The sequence below is a fragment of the Chloroflexota bacterium genome, assembly GCA_016887485.1.
Lineage (GTDB): Bacteria > Chloroflexota > Anaerolineae > Anaerolineales > Anaerolineaceae > Brevifilum.
This window is the reverse complement of record CP069394.1, coordinates 1,722,342-1,739,445: the sequence shown is the minus strand read 5'-3', so window position 1 is coordinate 1,739,445 and position 17,104 is coordinate 1,722,342. Positions and strand designations below refer to the sequence as shown.

Here is a 17,104-nt window from a genome sequence, read left to right as displayed (position 1 = left end):
TTTTTTTATTTGGGGAGGAATTGGGAATAGAAATTGGCGATGGCGGGCAAGGTGGTTTGGTTGGCAGCGCGCTCAATCAAGATTTGCCGGTTGGTCTCAGCCGCCTGCTTTCGCATTTTCGGCGACTGGAGCGCGGCGAGAATGGCTTCTGCCAGTTGATCCGGATCACGCGGTTCAACCAAAGCCCCATTGACGCCGTCTGTGATCCATTCTTCCAGTGATTCGATCCGCCCCAAAACCGGGTAACAGCCGCAGGCCATTGCTTCGAGCAAGGAATTAGGCGTGCCATCGTGGCTGGAAGGGGAAACGAAAATCTGTGACCGCTTGAACAGGGCAAAAAGCTGCTCCTGGGATAATTTTGGCAGGAGGTAGGCTTGCCCGGCGAGGTTCCATTGTTGAATCCACCCTTCAGCTTCCCGCACACCAGCCAGGGCTGGGCAGATGAAGATTGTCCTCGGTGCTTTTGCCAGCACTTTGGCGGTCGCTTCAAAAAAGATGTCCTGATGGATGGAACCCGGTCGAATGCCACGGGGGTTGATTACCCAGGGCTTGTCCGTGGGCAGGTTGAATGTGGCAGGGTCAAAGCTTTCCAGGGGTATTTCATCAAAGGCTGCCAGATCAAGGCCGCCGGAGCCTGGGACTGTCAGGGTGGGCGCATCAGGATGCAGGCCCCAGTCATGAGCCAGCCGGATATCGCGCGAGGTGTCTGAGGTCAGGCCATCCGCACGTTTCAGGCAGTGACGGGTCCCCTTTTTCATCCAGGGCGTGCTGTCCGCGTGCAGTGTGAGGTCGTTGCCCCAGGTCGCCACCAGGAAGGGAATGCTTTCCGGGGTGTAACTGCCTAACATGCCTTCAAAGGGGATGCGCAGGGCGTGAACCAGATCCGGTTGCACTGACGCAACAAATTCCAGATATCGCCTGGCATAGGCGCGGGCGGTGAACGGGCCAATCAGGATGCGCAATTTGCGGTAAAGAGGAACCAGATGTTTCACCCATTTCTTTACGCTGGGTACCAGACCTTGTTTGTCACCCACCATGCCTTGCACTACTCCGCCGTTATGGAAGCGGTTGAGGGCCAGGGGGAATACAATTGTCTCATTGACGCCTTCGATGGGTTCGAAGGGATAGGTGGAGACCAGGCTGATCTCATACCCGAGTTCGAATAGGTGGGCAATCCAACTGCGTGTTGTGGGGCTGCGGCCGTCGGCAATGAGCAGGATTTTTGCCATTATGCCACGCTCCGGTTCAGAGCTTGAATGAAGGTGTTGACCATTTTGTCGAGGTTGATCTCCTCGGCAACGATCCGGTAGCTTTCCGCACCCATCCGGCGCAGACGGTCCGGGTCGGCCAGGGCGTCATTAAGAGCCTGGGATAGCGCACTGACATCACCCGCGAGGATCTGCCAGCCGTTGGTGGGCCGGACAAGGTCGGCCTGAGTGCCGTCAGCTTCCGCGGCGATCACCGGCAGTCCAAAGCTCATAGCTTGCTGGATCGCCAGGCCGCCTGTGCCAGGGAGGACGAAGAGATCGGCTGCCCGGAATTGTTCTTCAAGGGCGTCACCATAGAGTGCACCCGTGAAAACGGCAGCGGGGTAGATCTCGGCGGCGAGAGCTTCCAGTTTGTTCCGCTCGGGGCCGTCGCCTACGATCACGACTTCGGGTTGCTGCCCTTTGGGTCTGTCCGCACAGGCCCGAAGCAGGTTGGCGATGTTCTTGCGAGCCTGCAACCGGCCCACAAAGAGGATGCGCGGTATCTGGCCGCCTTTGAGGGGCGGGCGAATTGGCAGGGGGTGGGCAGGTGGAGGGGTGACGGCGTTGGCGGCCACGAAGATTCGGTCCTCAGGGAAGCCCAGGCTGGCATATTCCGCCGCGCCGGTTTGGCTGTAGGTGATCATGCCATCCAACTGGCGCAGGAGGGCCAGGCGGCGGTTGCGGCGAAGGTCTGCCAGTGCACCTGAAAGCGGTGGCGCGCCCAAACCCCAGCCGATCACGGTTCGCTGGCGGTTTTTCATCCAGCGGATGGCGCCGGGCGTGCTCAGGTAGCGGGGGTTGGCTTCCACGATCAGGACATCCGGTTCCCAGTGGGTCAGCCAGCCATGCAGGCAGGATTGCCAGCAGAGGTAGCGGTTGCCGTGGAAGAAATGCCAGTTCTTTCCCTGTACGAGGGCGGCATCCACCAGGATGGACGTTGTTTTGATCATTTCTTCAGCGCGGGGTTGACCGGTGAAGACGCTCAGGCCATTGGGGCAAGCCTGGCCCAGCGCGTTGAAGAACGGTGCGCGATAGACCGGCAGTACCCGCTGAACTAGTCCGACTTTACCGGAGAAGGTGTCCATCAATCCACCAACGCTTTCAGGTAGGCTTCCACCATCGCATCCAGCCCAAAGGAGGCTTCTGCACACTGACGGGCCTTTTGACGGTAGGAATCGTTCGCTTTGAGAATTTTGGCGCAGGCTGCTGCCAACGGCGGGATGACGGGGTCCTGCAGGCGCCAGTAATCCGCGCCATAGGGGACGACTTCGCCCGCACCACCTAGAACAAGCTCAGCGAGTGCACCGGTGTCATAGGCGACGACCGGCAGCCCGCAGGCCAGGGCTTCAATCACACTGTTGGGGCAGGCAGCGTTCAGGTCTGCGCTGAAGAGCACATGCGCGGAGCGGTCGAGAGTGGGAATGGTCTCCCGCGGGACAACGCCCTGCCAGGTGATGGGTAAGTTGGGTGCCAGGGCTTCGGCTTTGAATCGAATCTCCGGGCTGACATCGCCGACGACCATGAGTTCAACAGGCAGCTTATGTTCGGACTGTACCTCTGCGGACATTTTTACGGCTGTTTCCAGACCGCGGGCATAGCCGCCGGTGAGATGCCCTTCCACCAGCAGGATGCGGTAACGGTCCGTGGGCCTTTCGCCAGGACCGTCTGGGGTGTATTGGGTCAGGTCTACGCCGTTATGGGTCACCTGAGTGGGGATAGTGAGCGGGCCATATACCCGGTTCCACCAGGATTGGCTGAATTCGCTTTGATAGACGATCCGGTCCGCCAGGTTACGCCGGATGAAAGCTAAAAGGCTGTTATTGGCGGAAGCACGCAGGGAAGCCCGCAGCGGGATCTTTTCAACCTTATGCAACCAGTTCATGCCGTTCAACCGCTGGACAATCCGTGCGCCGAGGCGTTTTGCCCCCCAAAGGGGAAAAACGTGCTTTGTGCCGCCGATCACCAGTACAGCAGTGATTTCGGGGTCGTTGAGGTCAAAGGTGAAGGGGATTTGCCGGGCTTCAAGGCCCTGGATGAACTTGGCTTCAAACGAGACCATGCCGCCAAGGCCGTCCAGTTTGGGTACCAGGCAGATTTTGGGGGTCATGCTGCAGGTTCCTCAGGGTGGGGCCGTTGCCCGACACAGCGCGCGGGCGAACCGGCCCAGATCTCATATTCGCCGGTGGATTCCAGCAGGACGGCATTCGCACCGATCACGGTGCCCTGAGAGACTTTGAGAACACCTTCTCGACAGAGTACTTTGCAGCCGGGAGAGAGGATCACATCATCGCCAATTTCAATCCCCTCGAATTTGGACTGTTCACTGGGCAGGTAGATGTCCGCCCGACCGAGGGTGACACCCTGATAGAGGTGTACGTTAGCGCCGATTTTGGCTTTGGAATGGACGACCACGCCGTGGCCGCCATGTTCCAGAATGAAGCCGGGACCAACCGGAACGGAAACGGGGATCTCGGCCCCCAGTAATTTCAGGAGGTAATACGCGAGTTTGCCAGTCAGCTTCTTCTGACGGGCATAGACCAGGCGGGTATAGAAATCCTGGCGGGCCATCAGCTGCCCTTTCCAACTTCTAGTAGGGCGTCCACGATCTTCTCAGCGGCATGCCCGTCGCCATAAGGATTGACCGAACCGGCCATTGCGGCATAGGCCTCAGGAACATCCAGCAAGCGCTGGGCTTCGGTGAAGATATTCTCGGGATCGGTGCCCACCAGTTTCAGAGTGCCGGCGGTGACGCCTTCCTGGCGTTCGGTGGTCTCCCGCAGCACAAGGGTAGGGATGCCGAAAGAGGGTGCTTCTTCCTGGATTCCACCGGAATCGGTCAGGATCAGGGTGGCATGCTTCATTAAATGGGACATTGGCAGGTAATCCAGCGGGGGCAGGAGGATGATATTGGCAATACCATCCAGTTCCTCGTGGACCGGCCCCTGGATGTTGGGGTTGAGGTGCACGGGGTAGATCAGCGTGATCTCATTCTCGTAGGCCTTGGCTAACTTTTTCAGGGCCTGGCAGATATCGCGGATGGGCTGGCCGAAATTCTCCCGCCGGTGGGCGGTGACCAGCACCAGACGGCGGTCGCCGGGCTCCACTTTGGCCTGGGCCAGGAGTTCCAATGTGGCTGCGGGGGTGGGCTGCTGGGTGATGATCTGCAGGGCATCAATCGCGGTGTTGCCAGTGACCCGGATCAGGTCGTCAGGGACGTTCTCGCGCAGCAGGTTCTGGCGATTGTTCTCGGTGGGGGCAAAATGCAGGTCAGCTACAACGCCGGCCAGCCGTCGGTTGATCTCCTCGGGGAAGGGCCGCCATTTATCAAAGGTCCGCAGGCCCGCTTCGACATGTCCTACTTTTACCCGGTCATAGAAGCCCAATAGAGCCGCTGCCATCACGGTGGTTGTGTCGCCCTGAACGAGCAGCCAGTCCGGCTTGAAATCCAGCAGAACGGGATGCAGTTCGGTGAAGATCCGGGCCGTCAGTTCGGGCAGGCTTTGGTTGGGCCGCATCAGGTTCAGGTCGATGTCGGGTGTGATCTGGAAAGCCTCCAGCACCTGATCCAGCATTTCACGATGTTGGGCGGTGACGCAGACACAACTCTCGATCTGGTCAGGGAAATTCCGCAGTCGTTTGACCACGGGTGCCATCTTGACGGCTTCCGGCCGAGTGCCGAAGATAGTGATGACGCGCAGTTTTGAGTCCATGTGGCTATTATACAATATGCTGGTCGGGAGAGGCCGGGGCTTTTTCGGGGATTCAATTTTTGCCTCGGTATGCTATACTTTTAAAAATATCACCGTCGAATAGGTGAAATGACAGTAAAATTAAAAGCTGATAGGTTTGATGGCAAGCAGGACCGAATTTGGCATTGAGGATGGATAAGGATCAGATGTCCAATCACCTTGAACAAAAAACAGGAGCAATTGCATGACCTGGGCCATGGTGGGCTGGATCATTATCGGGCTGGCAGCCATCCTTCTTGCGGCGTTAACCTGGATCGTCAAGCCGCGTGAGCTTGCCTTGCGGCGGCAGGACTTTGTCCGCCATTTGAACCGCTCCCGCACTGCTACCCTTGAACAGGGGAGGCGGCAGGAAGTGGTGTTGGGCCATGCGCTCTGGTCACGGGCCTATCCCGGGCTGGGGCTTTCCGGCCTGGCAAATTATGATGCCCTGCTGGATGGGGAGACTCTGGCGGATGGCCGGCAAACCGTTTCAGCCAATGCCGGCATCCTGGCTGTTTTTGCCCGGCAGATCATTCACGGGCGTTATGAAACCGGTTTTTCAGAACAATTGCTTTCCTCCGAAATACAACCAGTGGTATATGGGCCGACGACCTTTTCCTTTAATTCCGGCTTGATGTCGGACCTCAAGATGCAGGATTACGGCACGTTGGTGATCCTTGGTGATTTTGGCCCGGAATCGGCCATTTCCGTCAAGAATATCCATGACCAGCGTGGACAGGCTTTCTCGGCGGCTGGTTCGATGGCATCGCAAGCCACCCTTCTGCTCAATGTGCAAAATATCCTTCTCGGTGAAGAAGTTTTCATGGCCCCGGCTTTGTTGGACCCGCAACCCAAGAACCTTGCAGCGGCTCAGGCGGAGGATTGGCTGCGGATTGGCCTGATCCTGGCTCTGGTGATCGGCGCAATACTGAAAGCGGTGGGTGTGCTGTGAAGAAACTGATCTTTGCTGCCATTACTCTGCTGGTCGGGCTGACCGTTCTGGCTGGTTTCTTCTTCCAGGACCAGCTTGGCCCCACGCTGACTCTGATCTTCGATTGGGGGCTTGTACTGGTGGCTGTGGGCGGTCTAATCGGGATGGGTTACCTGGCCGCCTTCCACGTTCGCAATATCATCCAGCGCAAGAAAGGCTGGATTTACAGTGTTGTCTTGCTGGCTGCCTTCCTGCTTTCATTGGTGGCCGGTTTTGTGCTTTCCCCTCAAAGCCCTTTATATCGGGACCTGATCCTCAAAATCCAAATACCGGTTGAGACCAGCCTGCTGGCGATCCTGGCTGCGACCTTGCTTTTTACCAGTTTGCGCCTGATCCGCACCCGCGGCTGGACCCCTTTGACGATTGCTTTCATGGCTTCCGCATTCTTGTCGTTGGTATTCAATCTCGGCCTGATCCGGACTGCTTCCGGTTCGGTCGGCGAGCAGGTGCTGGGATTTTTCCAGCGGCTGCCGATGGTGGGCGCGCGGGGCGTGCTGATCGGGATGGCATTGGGCGGGCTGTTGATGGGCCTGCGCTACCTGTTTTCAATCAACTCTCCGGGAGGTGAGCGCTAATGGCTTACTTGCTCTGCCCGGAATGCGGCGCCCGAAATCCCCTTGAAGAAGAACAATGCCGGATCTGCCAGACCTCACTGGTGGGGGTGGAACCGGTTGAAGAACCTCAGCCGCCTTATGAGGGCGAAGAGGCGATGGACCTCCTCCCAGAAGAACAAAATGACTTACCAGACCTCTTGCAGGGTTTAAAGCTGGAGGATATCGAGTACGAGATCGACCCGGAAGGCCTGCCCGAGATCAATTTGGATGACGATTCTGAGATGACTGATGCCCCCAACCAGACGCCCGGATGGCTGGATGCGGTCCGCAAGCGCGCTCAGGTGGAAGATGACTCAGTTGGTGACCTGATCAGGCGGGTTGAGGCCGCCCAGGAGTCTGTAGCCGGTGAAGGTGCGGAAAAGCACAGCGATTTTGAGAGCTGGATCCAGAAATTGCGGGATGAAGCCCGTGATGAGGCGGCTGGGAATGAGATCCTCCCGGAGCAGTCGGCTGAGACCGGTGCAGAACCTGAAATGTCGGAACCTGAACCGGAACCTGCACCTGAACCGGAAGAAGCCGATCACTCAGATTGGCTCACCCGTATTCGTAAGGCGCATGGCGTCATGGACCCCGAGGAGGGCCCCAATGCTGCCAGCCGGAGCCTGCTGGATTGGTTGGTGGCACTGGAAGATAACCCACCTAAGGATGAAGAGGGGGGCGATGGCAGTGATAAAACCCAGGAAATTGAAACAGGTTGGGAAAAGCTGCCGCCCGAAGACATCACCCGCCAGATCAAGGTGGTTTTAGAGCCGCGGGTGACACCCCAGTCTTTAAGTCTGACCCGTGAAGAAAGCGATCAGGCGGATTTACTCTCCACGATCATTAACAATGAAAAAGCGGACCATCCCGCCGGTAAACGGATTTATAAAGTCGGCGTGCAGTGGATCAATATGCTGTTCCTGCTGATTTTGGTGGTGGGGATCAGTTTGGCATTATTCAGCGGCAGCACGCTGGGTCTGGCCCGGCCGCAAGCCACTGATGGCGCAATGGCCCTGGTGGATTGGGCGGATGCGCTCCCAGAAGATTCGGACTTGCTGTTGGTCTTTGACTATCAACCAGCCTATGTCAGCGAAATGACAGCGGTGGCAGAACCGATCTTGACCGATTTGGCGGATAGGACGGGGCAGATCTATGTTGCGTCGTCGGTTGCCTCCGGTCCTTTATTGGCGGATGACCTTTTGAGTGGTTTGGACTTTGACTACACCGATATTGGTTATTTCCCGATGGCCAGCTACGGCGCTTATGGCGTTGCCACCGGACTTACCAGTGGGGAAACTTTCGCCGGGTTGCCTGAACCCGTTCGGGCGATGCTTGACTATGACTATGATGCGATTCTGGTCCTTTCTGATAATTTTGAAGGGGCTCAGACCTGGATTGAACAGCTCACAGCCCGCGCGCCCGAGATGCCTTTAGGCGTGCTGGCGACTTCGCAGGCTGCCCCGCTTTTGCAGCCATATTACGCTTCGGGCCAAATCGTTGGTGTGGTGTCCGGCTTCCGTGACGCCGTCGCCTTGGCAGACCTCTCCGGTAATGATTCGGACCTGCCTCAGCGGTGGCAAGCCTACCAGGTGGGTGTGGTGATCCTGATGGTTGCCATGATCCTTGGTGCCTTGTTTGCGCCCAATAAACGTTCCCAAAAACGACCGCGAGGTGGCAAATGACACTTAACGCGGTGATTTGGGGCGTGATTGGTTTCCTGCTGACGGTGATGGTCCTGAGCTACCTGATCAAAGACAGCCTCTTCTTCCGTTTGGCGGCCTACCTGCTGATCGGGCTGACGGCAGGTTATCTGGTGGTGCTGCTGGTGAACCGGGTATTGCTGCCGCACTTGATCTGGCCGATGGCGGACGCAAGCTGGTCGGAAAGGCTGTGGCTGCTGATCCCGATCGTGTTGGGCTCTCTGTTGTTGATTGGACAAATCCCGCACCTGTCGCAGCTTTCGCGGATCCCACTGGCTTTTCTCGCGGGGCTGTCCGCCGCGATTGCCATCGGTGGGGCGGTCTTTGGGACGATGGTGCCGCAGGGACAGGCCGTGCTGGATGCTTTTGACCCCTACCGGATCTATGCCGACCCGCAGCTCGTTTGGGTGCGGATTCTGGATGCAGGCGTGATGATTTTAGGCGTTGTGGGCACATTAAGCTACTTCCACTTTGGCCAACCGCTGAAGAAGTTGAACCGCGGGGATGAAGACAAACGCCCACGTGCAATGCAGATTCTCAGTAAGGTTGGTGAGGTGTTCCTGGGGATCACTCTGGGTGCGGTTTTTGCGGGAGTGTTTTCCACCGCGTTGTTGGCATTTATCGATCGGATTGCAGTCGTTGGCGAGATGATTGGTCAATTCCTGGGAGGTCTCTAGTGGACTATTCCCATCCTTCACAGGTTGTCCTCGGGCTGGATCTGGGTGCAGTGAACACGCGGGCGGCTTTGTTTGGGCTGCAAAAGGGTAAATATCACCTTTTGGGTCAGGCAAGCGCGCCGGCCAGCCTCGGTGAGGGACGGCACCTTGGCGAGGGCGTAGGGAATGCCCTGGAAATATTGCAGCAAACAACCGGCCGCAAGTTGTTGAATGAAGATGGCAGCCTGATTCGGCCTTTCACCTCAACAGGGCAGGGGCTGGACCAGATCATTCTGGCATCCGATGCCGGGCCACGCCTCAGGACGGTTATCCTGGGTTTGAGCGAGGCCGGGTCGCTGACAGCCGGAAGGGCCTGGGCGGCTTCTCTGCCGTTGGCTTTGTCGGGCGTTTATGGCGTGCAGGATTTGGCTTGTCAGCCTGACCTATTGGATCAGCTTGTTGAAATTCGGCCTGAACTCCTCCTGATCACCGGCGGTGAAAACGCTGGGAATGAGGATGCTGTAGGGGCCTGGATTGAGTTGGCGCGGACCTTGTGCTTGCTGCTTCCCCCAGATATCCGCCCGGATGTGATTTTCGCCGGGAATCCGGAGATGCAGGAACTTGGTAAACGCCGATTGGAGCCCTATACCCGGGTTTGGTTCGTGCCTAACCTGCAGCCCCTGGCGGGCTACACCGATTTGACCCCGGCGCAGGCAGTGGCTGATGAGATCATCTGCCGCCGCTGGCAGGAGACCTTTCCCGGCTGGCGGGATCTGGTTCGGATCGCTGAAGGTCAGGTTTCCACGCTCAGCTTCGGGCTGAACCGGATGATGCGCTTTCTCAGTCGGGCTTCTTCCCCAACGGATTCGAACCGTGGGGTGGCTGCAGTGGATCTTGGCGGGGGATGGACACGGCTGGCATTGGGTCTGGGTGGCCAGGCATTGCTTGTTGCCGATCCAACGGAGTCACAACTGGTGGCGGAAGCAGGCACCTCGAGCTTTGATGTATTTCACCGCTGGCTGGCAGAGGAGATCAATGAAGACCAGGCTCAGGCCTACCTTTGGAACCGATTAAGTCATCCGGCTGCCGTGCCGATCACGGCTGAGGAAAATGCGATTGAGCATGCCCTCGGTCATTACCGTTTGCATAAAACCGCCCAACACCTGGCGGCCTGCTATCTGCAGGCAGTATTTGATCCCGAATGTGGACTGACAGCCCATTTTGAGCCGATCATCGCCAGCGGGGAGCTTCTTACGGCAGCGCCCACGCCGGGTAAGAGCCTGCTGATGGTGCTGGATGGCATTCAACCCAGTGGGGTGACCACTGTCGTGTTGGATAAATTCCAGATTTTACCGCTGCTGGGTGCTGTGGCACCGAGTCTGCCGGTTTTGCCAGTGCATCTGCTGGAAACGGATGTGTTTCAGAATTTGGGAACCGTAATTGTGCCCCGCAGCCCCGCACCGGCGGGTGAGCTTATTCTGACCGTTGAAGTGCAGAAAGAAGGCGGGAATAATTTCGATGTGGAGATCACCCAGGCTTCGTTGAAGCGGGTGGTGATTCAAGTGAATGAGCCGGCTGTGATGATCCTTAAACCTGAACGGCAGACAGATGTCGGTTTTGGCGGGCCGGGTGTCGGGGGGCGCTTGAAGGTGACCGGCGGCGCACTTGGACTGGTAGTTGACGCAAGAGGGCGGCCCATCCAATTACCGGAGGATGACGAAGTCCGGATTGCCCTGATCCAGCGCTGGCAGTGGATATTGGGGGGCTGAGATGGCGAAAATGGTGGATGTCCTTCAGATCTCGAACCATGTACTTATCCAACGCACTCGTCGTCTGCCGCTGGCAGGGCGGGTGTTAGTGGCGGTCGGTGATGCTGTCCAGGCAGGGGATGTACTCGCTGAGGCGATCTTGCCCGCGGGCGTGATCACGTTGGCCGTGGACCGGGGTTTGGGCGTCAGTGCCGAAGAAGCGGATGAATGTGCCCTGCGAAAGCCGGGGGACGCCCTCAGAGAAGGCGACCTGCTTGCGCAGTGTGAGGGGACTCTTACGAGGGTTGTGCGAGCCCCAGCGGATGGCCGATTGATTGATTTCAGCCATGGCAAGGCCGTGATCGCCACCCAAGAGTTAAAGGTTACCGTCCAGGCGGGGATGCCGGGCGTGGTGGAGGATATTTACCCTGAATTTGGCGTAAAAATAAGAGCTGAGGGGAGCCTGGTACAGGGTGAATGGGGTAACGGCGGCATTTGTGAGAGTCCGCTGCGAGTGCTTGATACACTTGAGACTGAAGATGGGGAGGAAACGGAACTTGCCAGTGGTGAGATTCTCGTTATCCCCGTTGTTGACAGCGCTGAGGTTTTTACCCTGATCCGCAAATATGAACTGGCAGGATTGGTCACATTTTGGCTGTCACCGGCTTTGAAGCAATCCGCTCAGGACGCCGGCATTCCGATCTTGGTCATTTCCGGGTTTGGCGCCGGTGAGGTTGATCCCTGGGTATGGGAGCTGTTGCAGGGATGCCAGGATAAACTGGCGAGTTTGAATGCAAACTTCACACTGGATCGATTTGGGGAGCGGCCGGAATTGGTCATCCCTGGCGAGGGGGAGAAACCTGAGAGTGCAATGGCTCCACAGGCGTGTTTAGCTGTTGGGCAGCGGGTTCGTATTCTGACCGGTGCCGCTATGGGCCAGATCGGGCGGGTGCGAGCTTTGGAAGAACCACTGATGTTTGAAAGTGGTTTTGCCTTCCCCACGACGACCGTGGAACTAGCTTCCGGCGCGCAGGTCCAGGTGCCCCAGCAGGATCTGGTGATCCTCGGGGTTTAATGTAGACAATTATCCGAAGATTGAATAACTAAATAAGATTACTCACCCGGGGTCGGCGACGGCGTGGGAGTGGGCGTCTGGATCAATGATCCAAGCATCCAGCCGACCTCACCATATTCCGTTTCCACCTGATACCAGAGGGTGTTCCCGGAGAGGTACTGCCCGATCAACGTGACCAGATCACCATCATTCACGTATGAGACCACAAGGGCTGTCGTGCTGGGCTCTTCCCGCACGATAGCGCCATTTTCGGCAACGATCACGCCATAAACAACGGTTGGCTCCAGGGTAGGTGTGGCGGATGGGGTGGCGGTCCATTCCGGTGTGACGGTTTGGGTCACGGTGGGCTGCAGGGTGGCGGTGGAGATCGGTGGTGTCTCGGTTGGGGCCAGAGTGGCTGTGGGCAGGTCGGTTTCTTCCACAAGCGCGATTGCTTCGGTCGGGGTGGGCGTGAGGGCTTTGGATTCCCAAGGCAGCACGATCTGACCGGACAGGAGGGTGGCTGCTGTCAGGAACAGCAACGTGAGCACCACAGGAAACAGACTGAGTGACCAGCCAAAGAGGGTTTTAGGTGCAAAGCCGATCACGATGAAGGCCAGGGTGGCTGCCAGGAGGGCGACAGCCAGGTGGAGCAGGGCGGTCAGTGAAGCGCCCGGCCAGAAAGCCGGTGCCCCAACGATCAGGCCAAAGCCAGCCAAGGTGAGCGGGAGGAAGATTTCATAGGAGAGGATTGCCCCAGCCAGACGGGGGAGACGGTCTTGCCGGATCAGGATCAGGCTGCAGAAAAAGGCACTGCCGGCCACTGCGGCCAGGTTGGGCCACCAGGGTACGTTGAAGGTGGTCAGGGCGAGCTGGTCAAAGGCCGTTTCGGGTGCAAACCAGCCGACCAACATGCCAGCACCCAGGGATAGGATGATGGGAACGATCAGGCTGATCAGTGATTTCAAAGCAAAGCCCAGTTTACGACTGGCGGGGTAGAGCGCCAGGTTGAAAACGGGATTAGTAAAGGGCAGGAGGACTAAGGCTACAATTAGTAGCAATGGTTCGTTGAAATAAAGCGCGGCACCGCTGACGACCGTCCCCAGGAGGGCCAGAAGGAAGAATTCAAGCGTTGGGCGGGTCAGGTTGAGGAGGGATTCCAATAGGATTTCCCACTCAGCAGGAGAAGCAGCCCGAGGCATCCGCCGGAGATGGCGCTGACGGGCGGGGGGAAGTTCGTGAATATCATCTGGAAGGGGTTCGCTGCTGGGCAGGCTCATGGACTGTCAACTCCAGGATTAGATTGGTTAGTTTGTGATGCTTTTGATTGCTTGTTTTCATTATAATACACGCCTGACTCATAAAGCTATGGCCTGGGGGTGGTAGAAACGCAGAAACGCAAATAGAATAATCCAAAATTGATGAATAAGGTAAAATAGGGACAATGTATAAAATGAATCGAAATACGCATGTCTTTATCGTTCTCTTGATCCTTCTCGCCAGTCTAATTTCGGCTTGTAAGCCGAATGGCAACCCGACTGAGGTGGTTGGATCGGAGACTGTTATCCCAACTGTACCTCAATCTACTCCCACGCCGACTCTTGGTGCGCCAACGGTTCTGCTGGCTGTATCAGGGGATGCCGACGCGTTAACCCTGCAGCAGCTACAGACCACCCTCCAAGCGCTCGCCACGGAATCCTTGCTGACCCTGACGGTTGTGGATAACCTGACGCCTGACCAACTGACTGAAAATGTCAAAGTTGTGGTGGGCCTGGGTGCTGGGATTGATTTGGCCGCGCTGGCGCCTTCTTCACCGGCCATCCAGTTTATCGCGATCGACCAGCCAAATGCTGTGGCAGGCGGAAACCTGAGCGTGATTGGTGACCCCCTGGTGGAAGAAGAGCGGCAGTCCTTCATGGGCGGCTATCTGGCTGCCCTGGTGACATCGGATTATAAGGTCGCTGGTCTGATTCCATCGGATATTCCGCTCACAGCGGAAGCCCAAAACGCCTATGAGGTCGGTGCTCGTTTCTATTGCGGCCTCTGTAAGTCGCAATATCCGCCTTATAACTCCTACCCGCAGCTGATGACTTTACCTTTGAATAGCGATGCCATTACTCTCAAAAATGCAGCCGAATCGTTGACAAACCTGGGCGTGCAGGTGGTTTATGTGCACGGTGATCTAGTCACCCCGGACCTGCTGGGTAATTTGGCGGATTATGGTATTGAAGTGGTTGGCGGGAAGAGCCCCGATATGGCCCGCAGTAATTGGGTGGGGACGGTGGCGATTGACCCCTCACCAGCATTAACAGCAATTTGGGGTGATGTGATGGCTGGGATCGGTGGACAACAGGTGCCTGGCGCTGTTGTGCTATTGGATTTGGAGTCTGGATTGCTTTCTGAAGGCCGAATGCGACTGTTTGATGAAATAAAAACGGACTTAGAGAACAACTTAGTATTGCCTGAGACTTAACATTAATATAATATTATTAATAATCGGGGAGGATTATTGAGAAGGATTTCCGCGGAATGGCTCCGCAGTGGCCTGACCGGGTTGGGATATACCCTCCCTTTTCAGCACCTTTACAAGCGAAAGAGCGAGGATTTTCAGGTCGAGCCAGAACGTCCAGTGATCCACATACCAGACATCAAATTTGAATTTCTCCTGCCAGGTGATGGCGTTTCGGCCGTTGACCTGCGCCCAGCCGGTGATCCCGGGCAACACATCATGCCGCCTGGCCTGTTCGGTGTTATACAGCGGGAGATACTGGATCAATAATGGCCGAGGTCCGACAATGCTCAGATCCCCTTTGATGACGTTGAACAGTTCTGGTAATTCGTCGAGGCTGGTTGACCTGAGGAATTTTCCGAATTTAGTCAGACGTTGGTCATCGGGCAGAGCATTCCCTTTTGAATCGGTGGCGTCTTTCATCGTACGGAACTTGTAAATGGTGAAAATCTGTCCCTGTAGGCCTGGCCGTGACTGGCGGAAGAGGATTGGAAACCCAAGCTTAATTGCAACCAGAATACTCACAAAGAGCATCACCGGCGATAGCAGGATCAACGCCAGAGATGCCAGCAAGAGATCAAATAACCGTTTGACAAAGGGAGTGCCTTTCGGCAATAATTTAAAAGTCATTATTAGATTAATTTTACCAAATTAAGGTTAAAATAACTTTACGGATTGGGTTTGATAAAAGGGTTGTGTTCACGAAAGGACCGAAGATGGATGAGCGAATTCTCATAATCGAAGATGATGAAGAAATTTTACGGGTACTTAAAAGAGTACTGACGTATGAAGGCTATGTTGTCGATACCGCACTGACAGGCCAGGCCGGCCTGACTCTGGCGCAGGAACAAGTACCGGACCTCGTTGTCTTGGACTGGATGCTGCCCAAAATGGATGGTTTGGAAGTTTGCCGTCGCCTCCAAAAACTTGGTAATCAACCCATCATGATGCTGACCGCAAAAGACACTACCCAGGATCGGGTTCAGGGTTTGGATGCGGGCGCTGATGATTATGTGGTGAAACCTTTTGAAATCGAAGAACTTTTAGCCCGGATTCGGGCATTATTACGCCGTACCGCTGCTGATCGGGTGAAGGTCCTTGAATTCGCTGACCTGAAACTGGATAGCAGTACCCGGCAGGCTATTCGTGGCGATCGTGAAATTGAGCTGACCGCCAAAGAGTATGATCTTTTAGAGCTGTTCATGCGGCACCCCAGGCAGGTGATGACCCGTGAGGTGATCTTCGACCAGGTCTGGGATTATGATTTTGGCGGTGAGAGCAACGTTTTGGATGTTTATATCCGCTATCTCCGGCAAAAACTTGAGGAAAATAATGAATCCCGGCTGATCTACACGGTCAGGGGTGTGGGCTATGTAATGCGGGATTCTGAAGAGTAATATCTGGCATGTCGCTGCGTCTTCGTCTGACATTGATATATTCCGGCTTGCTGAGCGGTGTGGTTATCCTGCTCAGCATTGTCGTTTATACAATGGTCAGTGTGGTGATGATCAACGAAATGGATACTAATATCCAGCATGCCGCTGATCAGGTCATCACCAATCTTCGGGCGGATTCGTTGGGGGATATGGCTATTCCGCCAGGCGTGGTCAATATTTCGGGAAACATCTACTATCAGGTTTGGTCGCGCTCCGGCCAGCTTGTGGCATATTCGGATAATGCTGTCAGTTTCACATCCGCACTGGACCCCGCTGCACTGGATAGCCAAGAACCGATATTTCAGAATGCAATCATTCAAACGACCCCTCTCAGGGTGCTGACTGTTCCGCTTATGGTGGAGAGCATGCTTTCAGGATGGCTACAAGTTGGGGCTGTCCAGACCGAGTTGCATTATACGCAACAACTCCTCCAGATTGTCTTTGTTATCTCAGCGTTATTCGCGATCATCGTCGCGGGTATTGTTGGCTGGCTGGTGACGGCTCAGGCACTTGAACCGCTTGAGACAATGGCTCAGGTTGCCACGCGCATTACCGGCACGAACGATCTCTCGCAACGGATTCCCCTTTCACCTAGCCGGAATGATGAAATCGGCGAAGTCGTGCTGACCTTTAACCAGACTCTGGTCCGTTTGGAGAGGCTATTCACGGCTCAACGCCGTTTCCTGGCAGATGTCAGCCATGAGCTGCGAACTCCCTTGACGGTGATCAAGGGGAACGTGGGGTTGATGCGGATGATGCGAGAGCTGGATGAGGAATCGCTCCTCAGCATTGAGTCCGAAGTGGACCGGCTGACCCGGCTGGTGGGTGACCTCCTGATGATGGCGCAGGCTGAAACCGGGCGGCTCCCCCTGATGTTTGAACCCGTTGAGCTGGATGAGCTGGTTTTTGAGGTGTTTGAGCAAATGAAGGTGCTCTCTGGCGGCAAGCATGTCATCCAAATTGATGATATCCGCCCTGTAATGGTGACAGGCGACCGGGACCGGTTGAAGCAGGTTTTTCTAAATCTGGGCAGCAATGCGATCAAGTTTACTGAAGCTGGCGGCCAAATCACCTTCAATCTCTCAGTGAGTGGGAATTGGGTCGAGGTTGATATGATTGATCATGGTTCTGGGATTCCCAAGGAAGAGCTTCGTTATCTTTTTGAGCGTTTTTATCGTGGGGATAAATCCCGAACCCGTTCCAGAGCCGATAGTGGTTTTGGATTAGGTTTGCCAATTGCCTACTGGATCGTGCGAAACCACGGCGGACGGATTGACGTGGAATCTACTGAGGGTGTTGGAACCACTTTTTCTGTCTGGCTGCCGATCTCTCAGGCGGACGTGCCAACCCAACCTTTGACGTGAATAATGCAAGTTAGGTTAAAGAAATGCCGACTTTCCGCGCATGTCTATCGAACGGATTATAATGGTGTTTGATGA

At 56.0% G+C, this 17,104-nt stretch carries 16 protein-coding genes; 9 read left to right on the top strand and 7 right to left on the bottom strand.

Annotated features, from left to right (window positions below; all coding sequences use genetic code 11):
* Positions 1-5: 5 nt before the first annotated feature.
* The 5 genes from JR338_07925 to wecB are packed head-to-tail and all read right to left on the bottom strand — an operon-like array spanning position 6 to position 4,960.
* Positions 6-1,229: a glycosyltransferase family 4 protein gene (locus tag JR338_07925; GenBank protein QRN82362.1), complete on the bottom strand. Its 1,224-nt coding sequence runs from the start codon at positions 1,227-1,229 to the stop codon at positions 6-8.
* Positions 1,229-2,335: a glycosyltransferase family 4 protein gene (locus JR338_07920; GenBank protein ID QRN82361.1), complete on the bottom strand. Its 1,107-nt coding sequence runs from the start codon at positions 2,333-2,335 to the stop codon at positions 1,229-1,231. The genes JR338_07925 and JR338_07920 overlap by 1 nt, the downstream gene beginning before the upstream one ends.
* The gene (locus JR338_07915; protein QRN82360.1) at positions 2,335-3,357 is read right to left on the bottom strand and encodes a glycosyltransferase family 4 protein; all 1,023 of its coding nucleotides are present in this window, start codon (positions 3,355-3,357) and stop codon (positions 2,335-2,337) included. The genes JR338_07920 and JR338_07915 overlap by 1 nt, the downstream gene beginning before the upstream one ends.
* A complete protein-coding gene (locus JR338_07910; protein ID QRN82359.1) occupies positions 3,354-3,818 on the bottom strand; it encodes a serine acetyltransferase in 465 nt (154 codons plus the stop codon). Before JR338_07910 ends, JR338_07915 begins: the two co-directional genes overlap by 4 nt.
* Positions 3,818-4,960: a UDP-N-acetylglucosamine 2-epimerase (non-hydrolyzing) gene (wecB, locus tag JR338_07905; GenBank protein QRN82358.1), complete on the bottom strand. Its 1,143-nt coding sequence runs from the start codon at positions 4,958-4,960 to the stop codon at positions 3,818-3,820. Before wecB ends, JR338_07910 begins: the two co-directional genes overlap by 1 nt.
* Before the next feature lie 223 nt (positions 4,961-5,183).
* Here wecB and JR338_07900 point away from each other — a divergent pair, with 223 nt between their 5' ends.
* The 6 genes from JR338_07900 to JR338_07875 are packed head-to-tail and all read left to right on the top strand — an operon-like array spanning position 5,184 to position 11,741.
* Positions 5,184-5,930, top strand: coding sequence for a hypothetical protein (locus tag JR338_07900; protein QRN82357.1), 747 nt, complete (start codon positions 5,184-5,186; stop codon positions 5,928-5,930).
* Positions 5,927-6,544, top strand: a complete 618-nt coding sequence (locus JR338_07895) for a hypothetical protein (GenBank protein ID QRN82356.1) — start codon at positions 5,927-5,929, stop codon at positions 6,542-6,544. The genes JR338_07900 and JR338_07895 overlap by 4 nt, the downstream gene beginning before the upstream one ends.
* A complete protein-coding gene (locus JR338_07890) occupies positions 6,544-8,244 on the top strand; it encodes a hypothetical protein (protein QRN82355.1) in 1,701 nt (566 codons plus the stop codon). The genes JR338_07895 and JR338_07890 overlap by 1 nt, the downstream gene beginning before the upstream one ends.
* On the top strand, positions 8,241-8,939 hold the full coding sequence (locus JR338_07885) for a hypothetical protein (protein ID QRN82354.1): 699 nt from the start codon (positions 8,241-8,243) through the stop codon (positions 8,937-8,939). Before JR338_07890 ends, JR338_07885 begins: the two co-directional genes overlap by 4 nt.
* Positions 8,939-10,687 carry a glutamate mutase L gene (locus JR338_07880; GenBank protein ID QRN82353.1) on the top strand — a complete coding sequence of 583 codons (1,749 nt, stop codon included), beginning with the start codon at positions 8,939-8,941 and terminating at the stop codon, positions 10,685-10,687. Before JR338_07885 ends, JR338_07880 begins: the two co-directional genes overlap by 1 nt.
* Before the next feature lies 1 nt (position 10,688).
* The gene (locus tag JR338_07875) at positions 10,689-11,741 is read left to right on the top strand and encodes a hypothetical protein (protein ID QRN82352.1); all 1,053 of its coding nucleotides are present in this window, start codon (positions 10,689-10,691) and stop codon (positions 11,739-11,741) included.
* 38 nt (positions 11,742-11,779) lie between these two features.
* Here the strand turns inward: JR338_07875 and JR338_07870 are convergent, their stop codons facing one another.
* The gene (locus JR338_07870) at positions 11,780-13,000 is read right to left on the bottom strand and encodes an SH3 domain-containing protein (protein QRN82351.1); all 1,221 of its coding nucleotides are present in this window, start codon (positions 12,998-13,000) and stop codon (positions 11,780-11,782) included.
* 173 nt (positions 13,001-13,173) lie between these two features.
* Here JR338_07870 and JR338_07865 point away from each other — a divergent pair, with 173 nt between their 5' ends.
* Complete coding sequence (locus JR338_07865; protein ID QRN82350.1) at positions 13,174-14,193, top strand: hypothetical protein; 1,020 nt, start codon at positions 13,174-13,176, stop codon at positions 14,191-14,193.
* Between the two features lie 33 nt (positions 14,194-14,226).
* Here JR338_07865 and JR338_07860 read toward each other — a convergent pair whose 3' ends face one another.
* A complete protein-coding gene (locus JR338_07860; protein QRN82349.1) occupies positions 14,227-14,859 on the bottom strand; it encodes a sugar transferase in 633 nt (210 codons plus the stop codon).
* Between the two features lie 86 nt (positions 14,860-14,945).
* Here JR338_07860 and JR338_07855 point away from each other — a divergent pair, with 86 nt between their 5' ends.
* Together JR338_07855 and JR338_07850 are read left to right on the top strand one after the other, a co-directional pair.
* Complete coding sequence (locus JR338_07855) at positions 14,946-15,626, top strand: response regulator transcription factor (protein QRN82348.1); 681 nt, start codon at positions 14,946-14,948, stop codon at positions 15,624-15,626.
* Positions 15,627-15,634: 8 nt separating this feature from the next.
* The gene (locus tag JR338_07850; GenBank protein QRN82347.1) at positions 15,635-17,029 is read left to right on the top strand and encodes a HAMP domain-containing histidine kinase; all 1,395 of its coding nucleotides are present in this window, start codon (positions 15,635-15,637) and stop codon (positions 17,027-17,029) included.
* Positions 17,030-17,104 lie beyond the last annotated feature (75 nt).